The organism is Geosporobacter subterraneus DSM 17957, assembly GCF_900142145.1.
In the GTDB taxonomy this organism is placed as follows: domain Bacteria; phylum Bacillota; class Clostridia; order Peptostreptococcales; family Thermotaleaceae; genus Geosporobacter; species Geosporobacter subterraneus.
The window spans coordinates 24,290-41,850 of record NZ_FQZV01000036.1 but is presented as its reverse complement, the minus strand read 5'-3'; the positions used below and the strand labels follow the sequence as shown (position 1 = coordinate 41,850).

Below are 17,561 nucleotides of genomic sequence, written 5' to 3'. Positions count from 1 at the left end.
AGTGACCTGCATCGTTGGCATATACATCACCGAAGGTTCTGTCTAATTCTTTTAATGCTACTTCTACTGCTCTTCTTGCATCGGATACGTCTTCTGCTCCAAATAGGATTAAGCAGCCATGGCCTGCGCCGCCCTTTGTATCTCTTGCCAATTCAATTTTGATGATCTCTGTGTTTGTAGCTTTTACTGCCTCATCAGCAGCCATGATATGAGGACCTGCTCCTGTACGGGCACCAATAATTCCGATAGAACGATATTTCTTATCTAAACCCATGGCTTCATGTACTTGATTATCCACGTTTGCAATTACCAATCCAATTGTATCGCCAATAGCTGTACCTACAAATTCAGTTAATGAACAAGTTTTCATTTCACACTTCACCTCTTTTTTCTCTTCTACTTTAGCACTATCTACCTTTTTCATTACTTCTTCCATGATCTTTTCGATTAATTGCTCTTTCATCAGCCTACACCTCCTTCAGAAAATCGTTTATTATGCTTTAGGTAATATTTTTTCTACGTCAGTGTGAGGTCTTGGGATGACGTGTACGGATACAACTTGACCAACCTTTTCAGCAGCAGCTGCACCGGCATCTGTAGCAGCCTTCACAGCCCCTACATCCCCTCTTACCATGATTGTGATCAGACCGGAACCTATTTTCTCGTAACCTACTAAGACTACATTTGCAGCCTTAACCATTGCGTCTGCTGCTTCGATGGCACCTACGAGTCCCTTTGTCTCAATCATTCCTAATGCTTCCTTCATCATGTTGAAATCCTCCTTTATCATTTATTATTAAAAGCATATTTTGCTTTTAAATGACTATATCTGGGCGGGCATACGCATTTTCAGCAAGCGTTTTCCATCTGATGTAAAAAAATGCATCCAGCCTTTCTTTCTGATGCAGCGATCTGTAGTTTAAATATATCATCCTTCACCCTTTTTTCACTGACACTATCTTGTGAAGCTGTTATAAATACGTGACATTCCATCAGAGAATAATTTGCAGGATATTATATGAGGAAATATCATTTTTAAAAAAAATTATAATCCGATGAGACTTTTTTGATTTCGAATGATATTTTTTATATATTCTAACAATTTAAAAAAGTCCAACTGTTTTTCACAGTTAGACCTTCGAAGAGTAATTATTTGCTATTTACCGTAGGCCTCTTGGAGGATTTTCACGAAATCTCCCTTTGAAGCTCTTCTTGGATTGTTGATCGTGCACATATCTGCCGAGGCATTGCTTGCCATTTCTAATAAATGCTTTTCAAATACATCGTTAGCGATGTTTGCCTCCGCAATTGTTAAGGGAATGACTAGCTGTCTGTTTAAAAACTTTACTGCTTCTATCAAGCTTGCGATGCCCTCTTCAATATTGGATGCTGGTAGCCCTAGCCCTTTAGCCAAAGCTGCATATTTTTGTTCAACGCCGTGATTTACGGCATTAATCGTTCCTAACCCCGCATTAAAGCGAATGACATAAGGTAAAAATATTGCATTGCTCCTGCCGTGGGACAAGTGGAATTTTGCTCCTAAGGTATGGGCCAAGCTGTGATTTATCCCTAATGATGCGTTGGTAAAAGCGATTCCAGCCATACAGGAAGCACTATGTAACTTTTGTCTTGCCTCCATATCATTTCCATCCTTATATGCTCTTAACAGGTAGCGAAATACGTGGTGAATGGCTTTCTCTGCGTAAATATCTGTAAAGTCATTAGCCAATGATGAAGCATAGGCCTCTATGGCGTGGGTTAATACATCCATCCCCGTATCTGCGGTCACATGGGGTGGTACCGTTTTTGTCAAGGCACAATCCAACAGAGCCACGTCAGGCATCATGAGATCTTCGCTCAATGGAATTTTCAAATCCTTTTCACGATCGGTGATCACTGCATAGGAGGTAACCTCAGACCCAGTTCCGCTGGTAGTAGGTATGGCCACAAAGCAGGGTTTTTTAATGTTTTCAATATCTATGAACTTTTCCTTGGTGTGGATGCACAGCATCATAATAGCCTTCGCCGCGTCAATGGATGAGCCACCTCCAATAGCAATCATGACGTCAGGCTTCATTTTCAAAATGCACATGAGTCCCTTTTTTACGGTCTGTAAGGATGGATCCGGTTCAACCTCTGAAAATATCTCATAGGCTACCCTATTTTCATCTAATAACTGGGTGACTTTATCAACTAATCCCAGCTTCACCATAAATGGGTCCGTTACGATAAAGGCCCTCTTTCCATTGATTTTGCGCAAATAATTTATCGAGTTTTCTCCGAAATAAATCTCCGGTCTAACCACAAATTTTTTCATACATATCCTCCTAACTCTATCTCCTTTATAGTATCTATTGATTTATACCAATATGCTTGTCCTGGTGCTATAGATAGGCTCACCTGCATATCTATAAATGCTTATTCGCCATTCCTTATCTTTAGCCTTGATAAGAATTTGTTTGCTGATGACAATATTTTGTGGTGTATAATAGGAAGAGTACGACGTAAGGCGGAACCCCGGGGGCGTGGTTCCCTACCATTGAAATATGTCATTCATGCGTAGTGGCGGGTTTCCATGCCCGCCATTGGGTTTTCAACCCGGTTGGTCACGGAGACCCAACCCTACTTTATCATCCTCATAAAGTTGTCACCCTGAGCGGAGCGAACGGGTCTAGAATTTTAAAGGTCAGATCCTTCACTCCGTTCAGGATGACAAATCATAAAGCGGGTTGCAGGAATCTTGCTGCCCGGGTGGACAGGGTCCTCCACCCCTACAACCTAATTCCAATACATATTTGGACGGGTGCACACTGTTCGCCCCTACATCCCTCACTATCATAGAGATGTCATCCTGAACGCAGTGAAGGATCTTTGGTTTCTGTTTTAAAGATCCTTCGTTTTACTCAGGATGACAACCATATAGAACCGTACTATGACGCATTTTTCTGCATATATGGAATAAAAAAGACCCACTGCCTGTGCTTCGCTAGGGGAACCTAGTTCCCCTTCGACGGCTGCAAAGCAGCCTAAGCACCCCTCTTACTACGGCAGGGGATTTCATCCCCTACAACCCCTGCTTTTTTCTACCATTGCTCCTGATTTCTTCTATCATAATGTTTATATTTGTCTTAACCGATTGATGTTGATTTCCGATACCCATAGGTTGTCAGATAATGCTGCCTCTGCAATAGTTTGGGCCACATCCTGCGGCTTCATGAATGCTTCAATATTATACCCGGACCTGCTATCATTCCAGAAGGATGTTTTCATGCCCCCAGGATAGATGTTGATAATATCTATATTGGTATGGGTTAATTCATCCTTTAAGAATTCCAGAAATCCCCTGGCGGCCATTTTACCGCGTTATAAATAGTCTCATTTTTCTTACCTTTTAGTGCCGCTGTCGATAATACGCTGACGATTCTTTTTTTCATTTTTATGGTTTATATTTCTGAATGATCTTCTCTGCTGCCTTTATGCCATCTACAGCTGCCGATACGATTCCTCCTGCGTATCCCCCGCCTTCTCCTACGGGATAGAGTCCTGCCACATTTAAACTCTCCATGGATTCCTCGAAGCGTTCTATGCGTATGGGAGCTGAGCTTCTTGTTTCTACCCCGGTCATTAACGCATCAGCTAGTGCAAAACCCTTCAGTTTTTTATCCATCTCAGGGATAGCCTCTTTCATAGCTTCTATTACAAAATCCGGCAGACATTTGCTAAGATTTGTAGGAGTAATTCCTGGCAGATAAGAAGGCTTTACTGCTCCAATTTGCGAACTAGGAATACCCTCTAGGAAATCACCTACCCGCTGGACCGGGGCGTAATAATTGCTTCCTCCCAGTTTGAATGCCTCCTGTTCCCATTTCCGTTGAAATTCTACTCCCTGCAGAGGGTGATCCCCGCCAAAATCTGCTGTATTGACCTGAACCAAAAGAGCACTATTGGCATTTTCCCGATCTCTAGCATACTCACTCATCCCATTGGTTACCACCATTCCCGCTTCAGAGCTTGCCGCTACCACCATACCCCCGGGACACATGCAAAAAGTATATACTGCTCTCTCCTTTGTACTTTGATAGGTTAAGCGATAATCTGCAGCCCCCAGCCTTGGATGTCCTGCAAACTTTTTATACTGGGACTGATCGATCAATTCCTGGGGGTGCTCAATACGCACGCCAATGGAAAAGGGCTTTTGTCTGATCTGTACACCCCGTCGATAAAGCATTTCATAGGTGTCCCTTGCGCTGTGACCGATGGCCAGTATTACATTCTCTGTGTGAATCCATTCCTGTTGGTTTACTTCCACTGCTTTAATTTTTCCATTTTCAATCTGCATATCTGTGACCAAGGTGTCAAAACAGATATTTCCTCCATACTTCTCTATCTCCAATCGGATATTCTTCACTACATCCTTTAAAATATCGGTTCCGATGTGGGGCTTATAGGAGTATAAAATCTCCTCCGGTGCACCCGCTGCTACAAACTCCTCCAGGACCTTTCTAACCCGTATATCCTTGATTCGTGTGGTAAGCTTGCCATCAGAAAAGGTGCCTGCCCCGCCCTCTCCAAACTGTACATTAGATTCCGGCTGGAATTTTCCTTTTGTCCAAAAATCCTCTACATCTTTGCTTCTTCTATCCACATCCCGGCCTCTTTCCAGAAGAATGGGTTTATATCCACGCTGGGCTAGTATCAAACCGGCAAACATGCCTGCAGGCCCTGTACCGATCACAATTGGCCTATTTTCCAGTTTTTTTTCGCCCCTTGGGATTTCCCGATACTCTGCGGCTGGGGCAGAAGTAAGGTTCTTATGCTTTTTTAAGACCTGGGCCTCATTTTTTAAAGCAACATCGACTGTATATACAAAAAATATTGCATCTCCTTTTCTTGCATCAATAGATTCCCGGTAAATCCTATAGTCCACCAGTTCCTGAGGCTGTATTCTAAGCTTTTTGATGATTTTTTCCCTGATACTATTTAGATCCTCATGGATGGATAATTTAATTTCGTTGATCCGAATCATTTGCTATACTTCCCTTCTTGTTATCCTCCACCCTATTATACCACAGGGAAGAAGAAAAAAATCCAGAGAAAAAGAGCAGCCTGGAAGACTGCTCTTAGATATCTTACATAATAGATCTAATAAATACTATGAGGATAGCCACTGGTGCCACATACTTGATTAGGAAACTCCAGAAACCGGCTAATCCAAACTGAATTCTTCCATTGTTCGTAGCTTCTGCAAGGGCTTTATCAATTCCCCAGAACCAACCTACTACAAGGCTCAGCATCAAGCCCCCTAGAGGAAGAAAAATATTGCTGGCAATAAAGTCATAGGTATCAAAGAAACCTCTTTCCCCTAAAACTTGAATGTGTGCCCAAGGGCCGTTAGACAGAGATGCAGGAATACCCATCAAGAATATAACTGCAGCCAGGGTAATAGTTGTAATCTTACGGTTCCACTTCCACTCATCTACTACATAAGCAACACATACTTCTAATAGAGAAATTGATGAAGTTAATGCGGCAAATAATACTAGTATAAAGAAAAGGATTTCAAATAATCTGCCAAGAGGCATTTGTGCAAAAACCGCCGGCAGTGTCACAAACATTAATCCGGGTCCTTGTCCAGGCTCGAATCCGAAAGCAAATACTGCAGGCAGGATAGCCAAGCCAGCCAACAATGCAACCCCAGTGTCTACCAATGGGATAACGATGGCACTTTGTGGAATATTTTCTTCCTTGCTAAGGTAGCTTCCATAGGTAATCATACAGCCCATCCCTAAGCTTAGAGAGAAAAATACTTGTCCCAAAGCATTTAATATTACTTCCATATTTATTTTTGAGAAGTCCGGTGACAGCAAGAATCGTACGCCTTCAGATGCACCTTCAAAGGTTAGGGATCTGATGGCAAGTATGATCATCATAACAAATAGGGCTGGCATCATGATCTTGCTGGCTTTTTCTATACCTCCGCTGATTCCTCCGAATACAATAGCCAAGGTTAAAAACATAAATACTCCGTGATATGCAATCGGTTCTACTGTTCCTCCCACCAACTGGCCAAACATATTTCCAAGGGCAGCTGTATCCGCAGTATGAAGAGCCCCAGTAGCCGACTTAACTACATAGTTGATTACCCAACCGCCGACTACACTATAGAAGGATAAAATCAAAAACCCTGCCAAAACCCCAAGTACACCTACCCAGGTAAAGGCTTTGCTGATCTTTCTATAAGCACCAATGGCATTTAGCTGCGTATGTCGCCCTAACACCAGCTCTGCTAACATCAAAGTAAATCCAACTAGGAACAAAATGACAAAGTACACTAAAACAAAGGCTCCTCCTCCATTTTTACCTGCCATGTAAGGAAACTTCCACAGATTCCCCAATCCTACCGCCGACCCTGCTGCAGCAAGGATGAAGCCAATTTTAGAGCCCCACTGCTCTCTTTGGCCGTTTACTTGATTAGAATTCATCCAATCGACCTCCTCTTAGATTTTTGGTTTTAGGATCAATACGCGTATGTTCTGATATAATATCATAAAATTCTCATAATTCCTATATATTTTTTGAAAATCATATGTAAAAAATGTATGAATTATATTAAATATTTTGTATATATAATAGTCATCCCCCCATAAAAGGGATGACTATTATATATATCCATATTAAAGAAATCTTTATTTAAAAACCTCTGCCAGCACCTCCGCCGCCAGAACGGCCTCCCCCACCGGAGCTTCCACCGCCAAAGCCTCCGCCTCCACGGCCTCCACGGCCTCCAAAGAGGATCATGCGGAAGAACATTCCTAGGAAGAATCCGCCCAAAAATCGATGATCCAGCCAAAGCAAAAGCAGTATAAACAGTATTCCCATAATGCGAAAGATCGCAGGTACACCCCGGTTTTCAGGAATCCTTTGCCCTGCAGCTCCCTGATTGATTTCCGTTGGTGGATAGGTACCTAAAATCGCACCGTTCTCATAACCATACTCCTTATTGGTCTCCTGACTGAGAAGATAAAAGGCTCTTAGTAAACCTTCTGAATAATTGCCTTGGGATAGAGCGGGCACGGCTGCGTCTAGTATTTCTCCTGCTTTCCCGTCGGGAATGGCACCTTCCAAACCGTAGCCTACTTCGATCCATACACGGCGCTCTTCTAAGGCCAAGAGCAATAGTACGCCATTATCATAGCTCTTATTACCGATGGCCCATTTCTCAAAAAGACCTACAGCATACTGATTGATTTCTAAATCTTGTAGGTTTGGGACGGTTGCCACTACAATCTGAGGCCGTTCTTTCGTTTTTTCATAATTCAGATTGGCTCTAAGAATGGCATTCCTCACCTCTTGAGACAATACACCAGCAAAATCTGCCACATAAAACTCCCGTGTAGGCTCCGGATATGCCACATCTGCAAAAACAAACATTCCGTTGAATAAAATCATCATTAACAGCAGTCCGCTTAACCATTTCATTTTTTTCATGAATTCACCGCCTTCCGGGAGTTTTAGTATCTTCTTGTATTGGTTTTCTGCAAGATCCCAACATTTACCGGAAGGGCACAAGGAGAGATCTCTGAAAAAGTCCTGGTTTTTGTCATTCTGAATGAAACGAAGTGAAATGAAGAATCTTTGAAGTGGCTTAAATGCTCAGATTCTTTGCTGCGCTCAGAATGACAATCCTGTAGATACAACGTATTATTTGACTTTTTCAGTGACCTCCACAGGGGCCCTACCCTACGTCCTCATATCTTTTAATGAATCCACCTCAATATCTATCTCTTTTTTCAAACTGATTAATTGGAAAAATTCACCTGTGGTGCCTGCTGCGCCCCTTCTGCCGCCTCAAAGTACCGTCTCGGCTCAAAGCCCATCATCCCTGCAAATAGGTTTCTTGGGAAGGTTCTAATCGTTTGATTGTAGCCTCTAACTGCTTCATTATACCTGTTTCTCTCTACATTGATTCGATTTTCAGTGCCTGCAAGCTCATCCATTAGTCGGGTTACATTTTCTGCTGATCTCAGCTGCGGGTAGTTTTCCATCACTACCAACAGTCTCCCCAGTGCCCCTTCTAATGCATTGGATGCAGCAACCCGTTCATCTACGGTAGTAGCCCCAGCCATTCTTGCTCTAGCATCGGCGATGCGACCGAAGACCTCTTGCTCCTGAGCCATAGCACCCTTTACAGTTTCCACCAAATTGGGGATCAGGTCAAATCTGCGCTGAAGACTGCTTTCTACAACAGCCCACTGGGCATCCACCTGTTCTGACCTTGCAACCAGCGTGTTATAAGTACTGCCAAATAACCCTCCTAATACTAAGAGGATAGCAACTACTGCTATAATAACTTTTAACGTTCCCTTCAAGTTCATCCCTCCTAAAAAGTCTGTTGTCATTTATTTTTAGAATACTCATAATATTATTCTACTAGACTTCTAATTATTCATCAACCTCAGAGGCTATGGCAGCATAGAGGACATAGCGGAAAATTCCACTATGTCCTCTATGCTGCCTGCTCATCTTCTATATCTCTCGTCGATTTCGCACATTAGTTCAACCTTTGGCGTTGAACCTCCCCCTTGAAATTCCGATGCCAGCCATGCATCCACCAGTTTCTTAGCCAATGCCACACCTACAATCTCGGCGCCCATGGTCATGACCTGAGCATTGTTGCTTTTTCTAGCTCTTTCTGCAGAATATACATCATGACAAACTGCAGCCCTTACCCCTGGAACCTTGTTGGCGGTGATAGCCATGCCGATTCCGGTTCCACAAAGGATAATTGCCCGTTCATAAGTCCCTTTTGATACCTCTTCTGCAATTTTTAGCGCCACATTTGGATATAATACAGACTCTCCTTCATGGCTGCCAAAATCATCATAGGCAATACCCATGTCATCAAGATGCCTCATGATTTCAACCTTAAGTGCATAGGCATTCTGGTCGCATCCAATTGCAATTTTCATCTATTTTCCCTCCTTTAGTTACATTTATTATCCATAGTTGTTTTAACGATTTGATAAAAGTTTTCTGAGCTTAAGCCAAATCTTCCGACAAACAGTCCATCTACATTTTCCTGCTTTGTCAGCGGCCCGGTATTATCAGGACTTACAGAGCCACCATAAATGATGCGGATCTCTTGGGCTACATCCTTGCCATATTCCTTTTCCACAATAGAACGGATATATCCATGGATATTTTCCACATAATCTGCACTGGCCGCTTCTGCCTGTCCAATGGCCCATACCGGTTCATAGGCTAAGATAATTTTTTTCATTTCCTCAATCTGCAGGCCATTTAGAGCCCATAGGATCTGGGTATGCACTCTCACATTTCCTACATGCTCCCGCTTATCCTCTTCTGTTTCACCGATGCAGATTACCGGAGTCATATCATATTCTAAGGAAAGTCTTATTTTTTTATATACATCCTTATCGGTCTCACCAAACATGGCTCTTCTCTCTGCATGGCCGATCTCAATATAGCTGCAGCCAAGCTCCTTTAGAGACAACGGTGGTACCTCCCCCGTAAAAGCACCGCTTTCCGCTATGCAAATATTTTGCGCTCCCCATTTAATATTTCCCGATTTAAGCTTGTTTGCAACCTTAGAAATCAGAGGGAAGGTAGGTAGTACAAACATATCCACCGCTTCTATATGACCTACAGACCGATGCATGGCTTCGGCTAATGCTTCCCCCCTGTAAATAGAGTGAATATGCATTTTCCAACTGGTACCCACGAGTGGTTTTCTCATAAAATTCTTCCCCTTTACAGGAACAATCACTGGCCGAAAGGACAGTGATTGTTCCACCATAGACTCACTATTATGGCATATTTTTATAAAACATTTCCAAAATGATACAGCTTGACGCCGCCCCCGGATCTACATGACCAATGGCCCTTTCCCCTAATCGCATTGCTCTGCCTTTTTTAGCGATCAGCGGAATGGTAGAATCTCTTCCAGACTTGGCACTGTCCAGCATTTTTTCAAAGGCGGTTTTCGGTTCCACGCCTTCTTCTATCGCCCCTGCTAAAGTATCCAAGGCAGGTCTTAAAGCATCTACCATAGTCTTTTCCCCGACAACAGCCTTACCGCGCATTTCAACAGCTTCTATGCCTACCTTTAGCATATTGTAGAATTCATTGAAGTCTACAGCATCTTTTCCTGCTGCAGGCTCACCCATTTTCATAAATAAGCTGCCGTATAAAGGACCGGCAGACCCGCCGACTTTTCCAAGCAACGCCATGCCGATCTTTTTCATGAGGATCGTCAGGTTTTCCTTCTGCCACTCGCCAAGGTTTTTGGTTACTTCTCTAAAGCCGATACTTAGGTTTAAGCCGTGGTCCCCATCTCCTATGGCAGAATCCAATCCTGTCAAATAGTCTCTCTGCTCTTCTACTATGGCAGCCAAGTCTGCAATGACTTTTACAAAATATGCTTTGTCCAGTACATAGTTTTCGTACATTGACAGTCCCTCCCTTGCTGAGTATTCTTGCCTTATATTATTATTTATTTTTGAACAAAATATGGTGTATCACAAGGATAATCTAACAGTTCCTTTAACTCATCATCTAATTTAAGCAGTGTAACAGACATACCTGCCATGTCCATAGAAGTTGCAAATGGTCCTACAAAAGCCTTATGAACCTTAATGCCCTTTTCTTTCAGAATTTGAGCTACTCTTCTGTAGCAAATATGTAAATCCAAAAGTGGAGTGGCACCTAAGCTGTTCACCAGTACACTCACCTCATCACCTGACTCATAAGGCAGGTCAGGCAGAATATGCTCCATGATCTGATCAATCACTTTATCAGCTGGCTCAATTTTACCTCTTCTTACTCCAGGCTCTCCATGAATACCCATACCAATTTCCATATCTTCTTCACCCATCTCGAAAATTGGCTTTCCGGTAGATGGCAATGTGGCAGAAGATAATGCAACACCCATAGATCTTGTATTGGCATTTGCTTTCTCAGCAGCCGCTTTTACCTCATCCAGGTCTGCTCCAAGTGCAGCTTTTGCAGCAGCAATCTTAAATACATAGAAGTCTCCTGCAACCCCTCTTCTGTCCTTGATTTCTTTAGAAGAAACTACATCATCTGTAACCAATACGGTTTCAACTCTAATTCCGTCCATAGATGCCATTTCTGCACCCATATCAAAGTTCAAAACGTCACCGGCATAGTTTCCATACATGTATAAGCAGCCTTTTCCAGCATCAACTGCTTTTACAGCATTGTAGCATGGCTCTGGAGATGGGGATGTGTTGATGTTTCCGATAACGGCGGCATCTGCAAATCCTTCCCCTACATAGCCTAGGAACAGCGGCTCATGGCCGGATCCTCCACCAATAATAATACCTACTTTGTTTTCAACAGGTGCCTTCTTGCTAACAACCACACGTCCGTCATGCTCTAACAGCTTTACATATTGCTCGTGGGCTTTTACATACCCTTCCAGCATTTCCTCTACCACGTCATATGGATCGTTGATCAGTCTTTTCATTCTTTTTCCCCCTTTTTCTTATTTCACACAGTTTCACTTAAACCTACAGCATCATCAAGAAGCAAGCTATCACAACTATAATCCATTTTATTGTTATGAATTATAGATTGTATCTTTTATAGGATAAAGGATAATATTAGAGCTCCCAATGTACCCCCAATCACTGCCGAAATAAGTGTAGGCATTGCTTTGCTTAAGCTGGCTCCTGAATAAACGGCTCCTGCCAACAGACCAAAAGCTGCTGCCCATGCCATATCAATCCATGCCCCACCGCTCTGATGAATCAGACCTACACCGTGATTTAACGTCCAAGTGGTACCAACGATAAATGCGGCTGCCAACCATCCTCCGGCAGGTCCAAAGGCATCTACCAGCCTCCCCCAACACATGCTGATCATAAATGGGAATATGAACCCTCCCACGAAGGTTGCAATCATTAATCCAGGCGTCATCGATTCTCCCCCTTTCATATCCTTCTAATCAATCGTCTATGCTTCCTGTTTGGACTCCTCCGCTTGTTTTGCCAGGTCATTTTGAAACATCACTGCCACTACACCGCCGGTCATACCTCCTAAAATCACAATTACAAGGGTTGGTATGGATTCTATCAGTGGTTTAATAGAGCCTGCAGAAAAAACAGGTCTTAAAGTCCCACAGATAGCAATACCCAAAGCCATATCTACAAAAGCCCCTGGATTATCAATAATTCCGATAAAGTGATTTAAGAACCACATGATGCTAATGATTGCAAGAGCAGCAAACCATCCCCCGATTAGTCCATAAGCACCTGCTAAAGCTCCCCACACGCTCATAACGAACATACCTGCGATGGCAAATCCTACAATTGAACGAAACATTTTCATCTTGTCCCCTCCCTTCATTTATTAATATTTTCAAGATTAGTATTTCATGCGCTTTTCTTTTTAAAATCCAATAATTTATTAATGCAATCATTATGCCAAGCAATCGGATTTACATTTCCACGATTGCTTGGGGATTTTCCTGAATTTTCAGTATTCGTTCCCATTAGCTATTGGGGAATTTTTACCCATGGGGAATTTTTCCCAAAATCAACTTTCCCAATGATGCAAACTTTACAGTATTCCTAGTAACTCCTCAAGAGCCTGGGCTTCATCCTCTCCATCAATAGATAAAATCATCGTTTCTCCCTTACTCAAGGCAAGACTCATCAAATTCAGGATGCTTTTAGCAGATATAAGTTTTTCGTTTTTCTTAATATAAATATTGCTCTTATACTTGTTGGCCACTTTCACAAACTCACTTGCCGGCCTAGCATGAAATCCATCTTCTCTTTGAATAGCAACTTCCATCTCTATCACCTAGTATCCCTCCTCAAGGGCTGTTAGATTTTATTTAAGTCTTTGCTTGCTACAGCAGTTCGAATTATATCCTCAACATCATCTGAAATTGTAGCTTGTATAACGGCGGCAATAACACCTTCTACCAGAGGAGCATTCACGATAGTAATTTGCTTCTTGATTTCGTTATCCACTAGATCAATGGCCAATTCTGCATTCATAATGGCACTTCCCAGATCTGCAAAAACAAGTACCGGTCCTTGATCATAGGCCTCTTCGATAGCAGCCTGTATTTTCAGAGGATTCGTTCCAATCCTGTCTTCATCAACGCCACCGGCTTCAACAATTTTTACCATTCCATTATTCATTTGCTCCGCAATGTCTTTAACTCCCTGGGCAACCTTCTGGCTGTGAGAAACCACAACAAGACCTAACACTTTCAGCACCCCCTTTATTATTTATTCATCTACTATCTTTTCATCATTTCACTTAGTTATATGCAAGCATCGTGCCATTGAAAACAGTTATAAAGCTCGGTTTGTTCCGAGCTTTAAATCAAATTATATTTTCGTGCCTTTGCTGCAACTGTCTTGTGATTAATGCCCAGGGCTTTACCTGCACGATGAAAACTCTTATGCTTTTTTAGCGCCAGAGCTAGTAAAGATTTCTCTACTTCCTCCAGGGTAGGTATTTTATCTCCATCTTCCCCAATTGTAACGGCTGTTTCCCTAAAGCCTGCTTCTCCCTTCTCTATACCTATATAAGTGGGGAGATCCCCTACAGTAATCATCTCGTCTCTTGTGAGAGTTAATCCTCTTTCTATTATATTTTCCAGCTCTCGAACATTGCCGGGCCAGTCGTAGGCTTCCATACAGGCAAGGGCTTCCTTGCTGATACGTTTTTGGCTGATCCCATATTTGCTGCATATTTTATGAATAAAGTGCTCTACGATGATTGGGATATCCCCTTTACGAAGACGCAGGGGCGGAAGCATGACAGGTATGACATTAAGACGATAGTACAGATCACTGCGAAAGGTTCCCTGCTCAACCATTTCTTCAAGATTGCGGTTAGTAGCCGCAATTACACGCACGGATATCGGAATTGTTTTTGTACCGCCTATCCGCTCCAATTCTCTCTCCTGCAGCACACGTAAAAGCTTAGCCTGCATTTCTTTATCCATGTCCCCAATCTCGTCTAAAAAAATCGTTCCTTCATCTGCTAATTCGAACTTCCCAAGTTTTTGTTTAATCGCACCGGTAAAGGCCCCCTTTTCATATCCAAATAACTCACTCTCCAGTAGATTATGAGGAATAGCCGAACAGTTTACACGAATAAAAGGTCTGTTTTTTCTGCTGCTGGCATAATGAATGCCCTTGGCAACCAGTTCTTTTCCTGTGCCGCTCTCTCCGCGAATCAATACGGTGGCATCAGTCTCTGAAGCCTTAGAAGCAATAGATAGTGCCTCCAAAAGTACTCCGCTTTTTCCCACAATGATATCAAAGGATTTATTAATCTCATGCTTTTTACTGAGTTCTTCCTGTAGATATTTGGTTTTAGCCGATAATTCCTCTATCTTTTCTGCCAGTCTTTTGATTTCTGTTATTTCCTTCGACAGGGATACCACCCCGTTCATTTCACCATCAATAATAATGGGACTGACATTGGCAATTATTTCAGTACCATTTTCTTTGCGTATGATCTTGCCATATTGAGGGGTTTTTTCCTTTAATACCTGCATCCGTATCCCTGTAGGCGATACTTCACGGATATGCTTATTGACCACTTCTTCCTGCTGAATCTTCATAATCCTTTCATAGGCGGGATTGACATAGGTTATCACCCCGTTCCTATCCAGCATGCAAATGGCATCATCAACATTTTCCAATATATGCTGAAATCTTTGCTGGAGGTCCTGTACACTGCGAAGCTCCGAGGACAGGGATTCTAGCTCAGAGATATCCTGAAAAGTAGCAACAGCTCCAATAATTTTCCCATCGGCAATAATAGGCGTCCGATTGGTCACAATGGTGCTGCTCCCAATTCTCTGTTTGAATGCAATCTGCTCAATACCTGTCTCTAATACTTCATAGAGCTTAGAGTTGTCGATAATATCATTAGCTTCCTTCCCTAAAGCCTCCTTAGCTGTTATACCGGTAATCCGCTCCGCTGCTTTGTTAAATACGCTGATTACATTGTTATGATCTACTACAATCAAACCGTTAACAATACTGTCAAATACTTTTTCACTGGCAAGGGTATTGTGTTGAATAATATTGTCAATCTCATCAAGATTGCACTGCTCCAACTGAAAGGACCCGCCTAAAAAAGCAGCAAAGGCCTCAACGGCTTCTTCTGTCCGGTCCTGATCACTAAATACATAAATAATTTCTCCTTCTGTAATTTTCATAGAAACCAAAGCCAGCATGCTGTTTCCCGGTATCACGCTATTATCTCTTTCTCTTCTTATAAATAATCTGCATTGATATTTTTTCATAAGTTCTTGGCATTTCTGCACAATCATTGCAGCAACTCTCGTATGAATTCCCTTACTATAGGTAATTTTGACTTGAATTTCTTTTCCCATAATGTCCGCCCCCGATTAAATACAAATGGTTTTTATTAAATATTCTATCTTTTCATACTTTTTCCTTGTCTACCGCTGCCTTTTAATAGAATTTTCTGTGAATGCATACTAAACCAAAGCTTTAGACATGCTATTTATTAGATAAAATAAATGAATAACCATAAGGAGATGATGAAATGCAATATGAGCGAGCACAACAAATACTGAGCTCTGAAAAAACTATCCCTGTATTCTATGAGGGCAGCCCCATTTGGATTGAGAAATTAAATGCACAGGATCAAACGGCTGTAGTAACCTTAGAATCCGGTCAAATCACTGTTCCAGTAAGAAGTTTGGAGGAAGGTCATCTTTCCTAGTATAAAAAAACACTGATTGCTCAGTGTTTTTTTATTGGATAAGAAAATATAAATTTATTTGTGCTTCAATAAAAGTAATTTCAAGACTTAATGCGTTTTATAGCATTATTAAGACAATAAAAAAAGCAGGGGTTATAGGGGATAAAATCCCCTGCCGTAGTAAAAGGGGTGCTCAGGCTGCTTTGCAGCCGTCGAAGGGGAGCTAGGTTCCCCTAGAGAAGCACACGCAGTGTGCCTTTTTATAGCTTATTAATCATGCTGGCCATGTAGCCTGCACCAAATCCATTATCGATATTCATCACCGCTACACCGCTGGCACAGCTGTTCAGCATACAAAGCAGGGCTGAAAGTCCATTAAAATTGGCTCCATAGCCAACACTGGTAGGCACCGCTAAAACGGGCTTATCTACTAAGCCCCCCACCACACTGGCTAAGGCGCCTTCCATCCCTGCTACTGCAATGATCACCTTGGCGCCAGTTACACGGTCCAGGTTTCCTAGAAGCCGGTGAAGTCCAGCTACTCCTACATCATAAATCCGCTCTACGCGATTACCTAAAAACTCTGCTGTTATCGCAGCCTCTTCAGCTACTGGTATATCGGAAGTTCCTCCCGTCACAACAGATATATAGGTTTCAGGCAGTTGAATTTCCTTTCTCTTAATTGTAATTATTCTAGCTAGCTTATGATATACTGCGTCTTCACATACCTCTTTTACCGCTTCATATACTTCCGGATTGGCTCTTGTGGCCAATATATTGTTATTTCTTTTGAGCATTTCTACAATGATATGCTGGATATGCTCTAGCTGCTTCCCCTCGCAGTAAATTACCTCTGGATAGCCGTTTCTCAGCTCTCGATGATGATCGACTTTAGCGATCCCGATATCTTTGTAAGGAAGCTCCTTCAATGCCCCCATCGCCTCTTCAACACTAAGGCTTCCATTCTTTACCTTCTCTAAAAGTCTTTTAATCTCTTGCATAATACAGCTTCACCTCACTATTCCATCGTTCATTTTACCGGTTCTATAGCCTTCCAAATCTAAAGCTGCGTATTGAAAGCCCAGTTCTTTAAAAACCTGGTTGATTTGCTCCAGCTTGTGTATTTTAAGGATCTCTGCAAATTCCTCCTTAGCCACCTCTATACGGCCCATGTTTCCATGCAGTCTTACTCTAACCTGTCGGAAGCCTAAACTCATCAAGTAGGATTCTGCCTGATCAACCCGCTGGAGATCTTCCTCCTTGATCTCCTGACCGTAGGGAATTCGTGTCAACAGACATGCATAGGGTGGTTTATCCCAAGTGGTAAGTCCCATTTTCTCGGACAACTCTCGAATCTCCTGCTTCGTCATACCAGCTTCCAGTAAAGGGCTTCTTATGTTTAATTCTCTTAAAGCCTGCATTCCAGGGCGATAGTCTGCAGCATCGTCCTGATTGGTACCATCAGCCACCCACTGGTATCCATTTCTTGCTGCGTAGTCCTGTATATCGCTAAAAACATCTTTTTTGCAGAGATAACACCGATTGACCGGATTATACTTTAACGCCCCATTTTCTAAGGTTTTTGGCAGCATGATATGCTTTGCCCCAATTTTAACTGCCAGTTCCCTGGCTTCCGTCTCCTCCCATTTGGCGTGAAAAGGCGAAGTAATGGTTACGGCAATCACCCGATCCCCCAAAGTATCCTGAGCAACTTTTAGCAAGAGCGTGCTGTCTACGCCTCCTGAAAAAGCAACTACTACACTTTCCATATCTTTGATGATCTCAACTAATCGATTGTATTTCTTCTGCAT

20 protein-coding genes are annotated in these 17,561 nt (G+C 42.4%); 1 reads left to right on the top strand and 19 read right to left on the bottom strand.

The window, feature by feature from the left end:
- From pduB to BUB56_RS20130, 17 genes are all read right to left on the bottom strand, one after another.
- The coding region (gene pduB / locus BUB56_RS13155; RefSeq protein WP_110941421.1) for a propanediol utilization microcompartment protein PduB at positions 1–463 on the bottom strand (463 nt) is incomplete at its 3' end.
- 30 nt (positions 464–493) lie between these two features.
- Positions 494–769 (bottom strand): propanediol utilization microcompartment protein PduA, encoded by a 276-nt coding sequence (gene pduA / locus BUB56_RS13150; RefSeq protein ID WP_069979032.1) that lies wholly within the window; start codon positions 767–769, stop codon positions 494–496.
- A 387-nt stretch (positions 770–1,156) separates the two neighbouring features.
- Positions 1,157–2,317 carry a 1-propanol dehydrogenase PduQ gene (locus BUB56_RS13145; protein WP_110941771.1) on the bottom strand — a complete coding sequence of 387 codons (1,161 nt, stop codon included), beginning with the start codon at positions 2,315–2,317 and terminating at the stop codon, positions 1,157–1,159.
- 800 nt (positions 2,318–3,117) lie between these two features.
- Complete coding sequence (locus tag BUB56_RS13140) at positions 3,118–3,354, bottom strand: hypothetical protein (RefSeq protein ID WP_110941770.1); 237 nt, start codon at positions 3,352–3,354, stop codon at positions 3,118–3,120.
- Positions 3,355–3,436: 82 nt separating this feature from the next.
- Positions 3,437–5,026 carry an NAD(P)/FAD-dependent oxidoreductase gene (locus tag BUB56_RS13135; protein WP_110941769.1) on the bottom strand — a complete coding sequence of 530 codons (1,590 nt, stop codon included), beginning with the start codon at positions 5,024–5,026 and terminating at the stop codon, positions 3,437–3,439.
- A 103-nt stretch (positions 5,027–5,129) separates the two neighbouring features.
- Entirely contained in the window at positions 5,130–6,482 is a 1,353-nt protein-coding gene (locus tag BUB56_RS13130; protein WP_110941768.1) for a sodium-dependent transporter, read from the bottom strand.
- Positions 6,483–6,690: 208 nt separating this feature from the next.
- The gene (locus BUB56_RS13125) at positions 6,691–7,488 is read right to left on the bottom strand and encodes a TPM domain-containing protein (RefSeq protein WP_110941767.1); all 798 of its coding nucleotides are present in this window, start codon (positions 7,486–7,488) and stop codon (positions 6,691–6,693) included.
- Positions 7,489–7,799: 311 nt separating this feature from the next.
- Positions 7,800–8,369: a LemA family protein gene (locus BUB56_RS13120; RefSeq protein ID WP_110941766.1), complete on the bottom strand. Its 570-nt coding sequence runs from the start codon at positions 8,367–8,369 to the stop codon at positions 7,800–7,802.
- 150 nt (positions 8,370–8,519) lie between these two features.
- The gene (gene rpiB / locus BUB56_RS13115; RefSeq protein ID WP_110941765.1) at positions 8,520–8,969 is read right to left on the bottom strand and encodes a ribose 5-phosphate isomerase B; all 450 of its coding nucleotides are present in this window, start codon (positions 8,967–8,969) and stop codon (positions 8,520–8,522) included.
- A gap of 14 nt (positions 8,970–8,983) precedes the next feature.
- Positions 8,984–9,757, bottom strand: a complete 774-nt coding sequence (tpiA, locus tag BUB56_RS13110; protein ID WP_110941764.1) for a triose-phosphate isomerase — start codon at positions 9,755–9,757, stop codon at positions 8,984–8,986.
- A 70-nt stretch (positions 9,758–9,827) separates the two neighbouring features.
- Positions 9,828–10,469, bottom strand: a complete 642-nt coding sequence (gene dhaL / locus BUB56_RS13105; RefSeq protein ID WP_110941763.1) for a dihydroxyacetone kinase subunit DhaL — start codon at positions 10,467–10,469, stop codon at positions 9,828–9,830.
- Positions 10,470–10,513: 44 nt separating this feature from the next.
- Positions 10,514–11,509 (bottom strand): dihydroxyacetone kinase subunit DhaK, encoded by a 996-nt coding sequence (locus BUB56_RS13100; RefSeq protein ID WP_110941762.1) that lies wholly within the window; start codon positions 11,507–11,509, stop codon positions 10,514–10,516.
- A gap of 116 nt (positions 11,510–11,625) precedes the next feature.
- Positions 11,626–11,961: a Lin0368 family putative glycerol transporter subunit gene (locus BUB56_RS13095; protein WP_110941761.1), complete on the bottom strand. Its 336-nt coding sequence runs from the start codon at positions 11,959–11,961 to the stop codon at positions 11,626–11,628.
- Positions 11,962–11,997: 36 nt separating this feature from the next.
- Positions 11,998–12,372 (bottom strand): Lin0368 family putative glycerol transporter subunit, encoded by a 375-nt coding sequence (locus BUB56_RS13090; protein WP_110941760.1) that lies wholly within the window; start codon positions 12,370–12,372, stop codon positions 11,998–12,000.
- Positions 12,373–12,603: 231 nt separating this feature from the next.
- Positions 12,604–12,840 carry an HPr family phosphocarrier protein gene (locus BUB56_RS13085; RefSeq protein ID WP_110941774.1) on the bottom strand — a complete coding sequence of 79 codons (237 nt, stop codon included), beginning with the start codon at positions 12,838–12,840 and terminating at the stop codon, positions 12,604–12,606.
- 32 nt (positions 12,841–12,872) lie between these two features.
- Complete coding sequence (gene dhaM, locus BUB56_RS13080) at positions 12,873–13,265, bottom strand: dihydroxyacetone kinase phosphoryl donor subunit DhaM (RefSeq protein ID WP_110941759.1); 393 nt, start codon at positions 13,263–13,265, stop codon at positions 12,873–12,875.
- Positions 13,266–13,378: 113 nt separating this feature from the next.
- A complete protein-coding gene (locus BUB56_RS20130) occupies positions 13,379–15,415 on the bottom strand; it encodes a sigma 54-interacting transcriptional regulator (protein WP_110941758.1) in 2,037 nt (678 codons plus the stop codon).
- Positions 15,416–15,591: 176 nt separating this feature from the next.
- Here BUB56_RS20130 and BUB56_RS13070 point away from each other — a divergent pair, with 176 nt between their 5' ends.
- Complete coding sequence (locus tag BUB56_RS13070) at positions 15,592–15,771, top strand: H-type small acid-soluble spore protein (protein WP_110941757.1); 180 nt, start codon at positions 15,592–15,594, stop codon at positions 15,769–15,771.
- Between the two features lie 239 nt (positions 15,772–16,010).
- On the opposite strand, the gene larB is transcribed toward BUB56_RS13070, so the two are convergent.
- Positions 16,011–16,751 (bottom strand): nickel pincer cofactor biosynthesis protein LarB, encoded by a 741-nt coding sequence (gene larB, locus BUB56_RS13065; protein ID WP_110941756.1) that lies wholly within the window; start codon positions 16,749–16,751, stop codon positions 16,011–16,013.
- Between the two features lie 9 nt (positions 16,752–16,760).
- Positions 16,761–17,561 (bottom strand): ATP-dependent sacrificial sulfur transferase LarE, encoded by an 801-nt coding sequence (gene larE / locus BUB56_RS13060; RefSeq protein ID WP_110941755.1) that lies wholly within the window; start codon positions 17,559–17,561, stop codon positions 16,761–16,763.